At 66.2% G+C, this 5114-nt stretch carries 5 protein-coding genes; all 5 read left to right on the forward strand.

Annotated elements, in window-relative coordinates; genetic code table 11:
- The coding region (locus RMP09_RS21885; protein ID WP_310568092.1) for an acyl-CoA dehydrogenase family protein at positions 1-671 on the forward strand (671 nt) is incomplete at its 5' end.
- 70 nt (positions 672-741) lie between these two features.
- A complete protein-coding gene (locus RMP09_RS21890; protein ID WP_310568093.1) occupies positions 742-1845 on the forward strand; it encodes an acyl-CoA dehydrogenase in 1104 nt (367 codons plus the stop codon).
- The gene (locus RMP09_RS21895) at positions 1817-2785 is read left to right on the forward strand and encodes an AAA family ATPase (protein ID WP_127806096.1); all 969 of its coding nucleotides are present in this window, start codon (positions 1817-1819) and stop codon (positions 2783-2785) included. Before RMP09_RS21890 ends, RMP09_RS21895 begins: the two co-directional genes overlap by 29 nt.
- Positions 2769-4199 (forward strand): vWA domain-containing protein, encoded by a 1431-nt coding sequence (locus RMP09_RS21900; protein WP_164868402.1) that lies wholly within the window; start codon positions 2769-2771, stop codon positions 4197-4199. The genes RMP09_RS21895 and RMP09_RS21900 overlap by 17 nt, the downstream gene beginning before the upstream one ends.
- Positions 4200-4230: 31 nt before the next feature.
- Positions 4231-5114 (forward strand): NUDIX hydrolase (locus tag RMP09_RS21905; RefSeq protein WP_310568094.1); only part of this gene is annotated, 884 nt, incomplete at its 3' end.

Here is a 5114-nt window from a genome sequence, read left to right on the forward strand (position 1 = left end):
TCACCTCCGGCATGCGCGCCGACTTCTACACCGTGGCGGTGCGCACCGGCGGGCCGGGGCCGGGCGGCGTGTCGCTGCTGCTGATCGAGAAAGGCACGCCCGGCTTTACGCAAACGCCCTTGAGAAAAATGGGCTGGTGGTGCTCCGACACCGCCACCCTGTATTTCGACAACTGCCGCGTGCCGGTGGAGAACCTGGTGGGGGTGGAAAACCAGGGCTTCAAAGCCATCATGAAGAATTTCAACCGCGAGCGCATCTTTCTCGCCGCCGGCGCCAACGGTTTTGCCCGTGTCTGCCTGGACGAGGCGCTAGCCTGGTCGCGTGAGCGCGAGATGTTTGGCGGCAAGTTGATCGACCAGCAGGTCACCCGCCACAAACTCGCCGACATGGCCATGCACGTCGAGGCGACCCAGGCCATGCTGGAATTGCTCGCCTGGCGCGTCGAACAGGGCGACACGCCGGTGGGCGAAATCTGCCTGCTGAAAAACCAGGCCACCCAGACCATGGCCTATTGCGCCAGCGAGGCGGTGCAACTGCACGGCGGCGCCGGTTTCATGCGCGGCGTCAAGGTGGAGCGCATTTACCGCGAAGTCAAGGTCAACGCCATCGGTGGCGGCGCCGAAGAAGTGATGCGCGACCTGGCGGCGCGACAGCTCGGGTTTTACGCCTGATCTGGATGGACCTATGAGCCGCTCTCAATCCCCTGAGCAACCCAAGTCGGACCCGGCGCTGCCCGAGGCCATGCGCCTGGCCCTGGCGAACGCGCCAGCGCCTGACTGCACGCACGGCTTCCCCCGCGCCTGGTGGCGCCACCTCGGCGCCAGTGGCCTGCTCGGCGTGGGCTTCGACAGCGACGGTGGGGCGCCCGTAGCGGACTCCGCGCTGGTCAGCGCGCTGGCCGGCATCGTCGCCCGGGAATCCGCCAGTCTGGGGCTGGGCATGGCGTGGATGATGCAGCAAATGCTGGCGCGCTTCGTGCTGTCGCCGAATCTGCGCAGCGACCGGCATCGTGCGCTGCTGCAATCCATGGCGGTCGGCGACACCCTGCTGGCACTCGCGATCTCCGAGCCCGGCACCGGCGCACACCCCAAACACCTGAGCTGCCGGGCGGTACGGGACGGCGACGACTGGCTTCTTGACGGCCACAAGGCCTTCGTCAGCAACGGCCCGGCCGCCGATGCCATCATCGTGCTGGCCGTCAGCGGCGAAAAAGAAGGGCGCAAGCGCTTCGATGCTTTCGTCGTTGAGGCCAACACACCGGGCCTGACCCGCGAACTGGACGACAAAGTGCGCGGACTGGCGCCGCTGGGCCATTGCGGCCTGCGCCTGGTCGGCTGCCGGGTGCCGGAAAGCCAGCGCCTGGGCGAGCCTGGACAGGCTTTCGACACCATCGCTCGGCCGCTGCGCGCGATCGAAGACGCGCTGCTGCTGGGCCCGATGCTCGGCGCCATGCAAGCCGAGCTGGATACCCTGGCACGCTGGTTTCGCCATGCAGCCCGCACGCCGGCTTTGACCCGGGAGCTGGGTGGCTTGCAACTCGAACTCGACGCCCTCTCGCCCGTGGCACGCCATGCCGCCCAGCACCTGGACCAGCACGGGCCCGACGAGGCGCTGGCGGCGTTCAACCTGGGCGCGCGCCGCCTGTTTGATCGCTGGCAAGGCGCCTGTGAATCCTTTGCCGCAGCCCTGGACGACCATGAACCGGCCCTGCTCACCCTGGCGCGCGACCTGCGCCTGGTGCAGGGCATCGCCCGCAGCATCGCCGAATCCCGGCAATTCCAGGCCGGAGAAACCCTTTTGGAATCAACGACAACCCATGAAAACACTGCACCAAGCCCACTTTGATTCCGTTGACCGAGTCTCCAAAGCCTTCGCCTCGGTCGACTACATCGCCAGCCGCGAAATCGCCACCTCGGTCTACCTGGGCTTCAACCTGGAAAAGCCGATCCTGGTCGAAGGCCCGGCCGGCGTCGGCAAGACCGAACTGGCCAAGGGCATGGCCGAGATTCTCGACGTGCCCCTGATCCGCATGCAGTGTTACGAAGGCCTGGACGAATCCAAGGCTTTGTACGAGTGGAAATACGGCAAGCAGTTGCTCTACACGCAACTGCTCAAGGACAAGCTGGGCGAGATGATGCAGGGCGCCGTCGGCCTGGCCGCCTCCATGGACAAGCTGCATGCGCACGACGACCTGTTCTTCAGCGAGCATTTCCTCGAACCGCGCCCGCTCTACCAGGCCTTGCACCAGGAGCGCGGCTGCGTGCTGCTGATCGACGAGATCGACAAGTCCGACCCCGAATTCGAGGCCTTCCTGCTCGAAGTGCTGTCCGACTTCCAGGTCTCGGTACCCGAACTCGGCACCATCAAGGCCAAGGTCAAGCCCCTCGTCTTTCTCACCAGCAACAACACGCGCGAAATGAGCGACGCGCTCAAGCGCCGCTGCCTGCACCTGCACATCTCCTTCCCCGAAGCCGCGCTGGAGCGGCGCATCCTGGAGCGGCGCGTGCCCGGCCTGTCGGCAACACTGAACCGGGAGCTGGTGGCCTTCATCCAGGCGGTGCGCCAGTTGGACCTGAAAAAACTGCCCTCGGTCAGCGAAACCATCGACTGGGCCAAGACGCTGCTGCTGCTGCACGCCGAACACCTGAACCTGGACGTGGTGCGCGACACGCTCAATGTCTTCCTCAAGTTCGAGCAAGACATCGCCACCGCCAACGCGCAGATGTCCACCCTGCTGCAACAAGCGCGCAAGGATGCGGAGAGTCCCCGTGCAAGCCACGCTTGAAGACTTTTTCAAGGCGCTGCGCGGCAGCGACCTTGAAATCCATCTCAACGCCCAGGTCGATGCGGCGCGTGCCGTCGAACTGGTGGGTTGGAGCGACCGCGCCCTGCTCAAGAGCGCGCTGGGCACCACGCTGGCCAAGACCACGGTCGACCGCGCCCTGTTCGACGAGGCCTTTGACCATTTCTTTCGTTTCAGCTCTTTTGAAAACCTGGCAGCCCCTGGCGGCGCGGTCCGGCCCGGCGTCCAACCCGGCGCCGACGCCACACCAGCGCAGGACCCGCCCGAGCAAAGCCCCAAAAACCAGACAGCCACCGGCTCCGGCGGGCCGGGCGGTTGCCAGGGCAGCGGTGGCCAGGCCTTGTCGCAGTTGTTGCTGTCGGGCGACTCGGCGGCGCTGGCCAAGCGCATGCAGGAAGCCGCGCGCGAGGTGGGCCTGACCGACATCTGGTTCTTCACGCAAAAGGGTTTTTACACCCAGAAGATCCAGCAGGCCATGGGCCTGGAACTGCTGGACCGCGAAATCTCTGACGCCAAACGCCAGACGCTGGCGCCCGAGCGCGCCAAGGAGCTTGAACTGGCGCGCAAGAAATTGTTCGAGGAGGTTCGCAATTTTGTCGAACGCAAACTCGCGCTCTTCGGCACGGCCCCGACGCGCCAGTTGCACGACGACTTCCTGCAAACGCAAAAGCTCTCCAACATCGAAAAGCGCGATTTCGCGCGCATGCACGTCATCGTCAGCAAAATCGCCAAGCGGCTGGCTGATCGCCACTCGCGGCGCAAGAAGCAGCGGGTGCGCGGCCAGCTCGACTTCCGCAAGACCCTGCGCAAGAACGCGGCCTACGACGGCGTGATGTTCGAGACCTTCTGGCGCTCCAAGGTGGTGGACCGGCCACGCGTGGTGGCCATTTGCGACGTCAGCGGCTCGGTGCGCCAGTACGCGCGCTTTCTGCTGCTGTTCCTGCACAGCCTGGGCGAGCAGGTCAGCGACGTGCGCAGTTTCGCCTTCACCAACCACCTGGTGGACGTGAGCGACACCTTCGAGCTGCTGCCGGTCGAGCAAGCGGTCGACAAAGTGATGCAGGCCGTGGGCGGCAGCGGCACCGACTACGGTCAAACCCTGCTCGATATTGAAGAACAATTGCTGGGCGACATCGACCGCCGCACCACGGTGCTGATCCTGGGCGACGCGCGCAACAACCGCGGCGAGGCGCATGTCGAGGTCATGAAGCAGCTTTATGAGCGCGCGCGCCGGGTGATCTGGCTCAATCCCGAGCCCACCTCGTTCTGGGGCCTGGGCGATTCGGAGATGAAGCGCTACGCGCCCTATTGCCACATCGCGCGCGAATGCAATTCCCTCACCCACCTGGAAAGCACACTCGACGCCTTGCTGCGCACCCATTCGGCCAGCGCGTAGAGCCCCCATCCCCCGCGCAAGGAACACCGCCATGGCCCGCCCCACCCTGCAACTGCACCCCCGCAAAGAACCGGCCGTGGCGCACCCAGCGGCCACCCTGTTGCTGCTGCGTGACGGAGCGCTGGGCGTCGAAGTGCTGATGACCCGGCGCTCGCCAAACGCCAGCTTCTTGCCCGGCGCCTATGTGTTCCCCGGCGGGCGAGTGGACGCCGACGACCACCAGACACACACGCTGGCGCGCGCCCCCGACGCGGGCGGACGCTACCGCACGGCGGCGCTGGCGGCGCTGCGGGAAACCTTCGAGGAACTGGGCATCCTGCTGGCCGTGCAGGCCGATGGCAGGCCCATCACCCGCACCCACCTTCAAGCGCTGGACCGCAGCCGGGCGCTGTACCCGCAACTGCAAGCCCAGGGCTGGTCACTGGCGGTCGATCAGGCGCGCATGCTGGCCTGCTGGACCACCGACCGCAGCGTGCCCAAGCGTTTCGACACCGTCTTCTTCGCTGCGCTGATGCCCGACCAGCAGGAACCGGTGGCCGACGAAATGGAGCAGTTCGAGCCGGTCTGGGTCCGGCCCCAGGATGCGCTGGCGCAGCACCAGGCCGGCAACTTCTTCATGATCTTCCCCACCATCCGCACCCTGCACTGGCTGTCGGCCTTCGAACAGGCCGGGCAGGCCCTGGCGGCCTGCACCGAGGACGAACCACTGTGGAACTCCACCCCCCGTGGTGGTCTGGTCGGCGGTCAACCGCAGCGCTTCATGGAGCAGGACCTGCCCTACGCCGAGCTCGCGCTGGTGTGCCCATCCGGACAACTGGAACATGCGCTGGACTGGCAGCACGAACGGCCGGTGCCCCTGCTGCGGCACCTGCATCGCCTCACCGCCCCCAACGCCAGCGTCATGACCGGCCCCGG

The organism is Hydrogenophaga sp., assembly GCF_031426985.1.
Classification (GTDB): Bacteria; Pseudomonadota; Gammaproteobacteria; order Burkholderiales; family Burkholderiaceae_C; genus Hydrogenophaga.

What these genes read in the sequence shown, in the direction of transcription:
- RMP09_RS21895 (WP_127806096.1), top strand. Translation starts at nt 1,817, where the DNA reads ATGAAAACACTGCACCAAGCCCACTTTGATTCCGTTGACCGAGTCTCC.
- RMP09_RS21890 (WP_310568093.1), top strand. Translation starts at nt 742, where the DNA reads ATGCGCCTGGCCCTGGCGAACGCGCCAGCGCCTGACTGCACGCACGGC.